Here is a 792-nt window from a genome sequence, read left to right as displayed (position 1 = left end):
GAAATGGCGTCGTCGATAGCCTTGGAGGCTCCATAACAAACCAGGGTGTGTTTACTCATGATCTGCAAGACTGTCACAACCGCGCGCCGCGCGAGCCTTCTCGCCGGTGCGATCTTCATCGCCGTCGGCGCGCATGCGAAAACATTGACGCATGACAATGGAGCGCCGGTGGGCGACAACCAGAACTCCCAGACGGCCGGCCCGGACGGCCCCGTGCTGCTGCAGGACGTTCACCTGATCCAGAAGCTGCAGCGCTTCAGCCGCGAACGCGTGCCTGAGCGCGTCGTGCATGCGCGGGGAACGGGCGCCCATGGTGTCTTCGCCGCGACGGCCGACCTGTCGCGATACACGCGCGCCAAGCTTTTCAGGCCCGGCACGACGACGCCGGTCTTCGTGCGTTTCTCCACCGTGGTCCACGGCAATCATTCGCCCGAGACGCTGCGCGATCCACGCGGCTTCGCCACCAAGTTCTATACGAGCGAAGGCAACTGGGACCTCGTGGCGAACAACCTTCCGGTGTTCTTCATTCGCGACGCCATGAAGTTTCCGGACATGGTTTACAGCCTGAAGCCCAGCCCCGCCACCAACCTCCAGGATCCGAACCGCTTCTTCGACTTCTTCTCCCACTTTCCTGAAGCGACGCACATGCTGACGCGGGTGTACTCCGACTACGGCATCCCGGCCAGCTACCGCATGATGGACGGCAACGGTGTGCACGCCTACAAGTACGTCAACGCGGCCGGCGAGTTCAGCTACGTGAAGTTCCACTGGAAGAGCTTGCAGGGTCAGAAG

1 pseudogene is annotated in these 792 nt (G+C 62.2%); it reads left to right on the top strand.

The features are described from left to right. Positions 1 to 57: 57 nt before the first annotated feature. Positions 58 to 792, top strand: a pseudogene (gene katE1, locus AC1DTN_RS37620) (catalase KatE1); the annotation flags it as partial.

This window comes from Rhizobium sp. 01T444, assembly GCF_056398305.1.
Note: the sequence above shows the minus strand (reverse complement) of the source record. Positions and strands in the feature narration are given on the sequence as shown.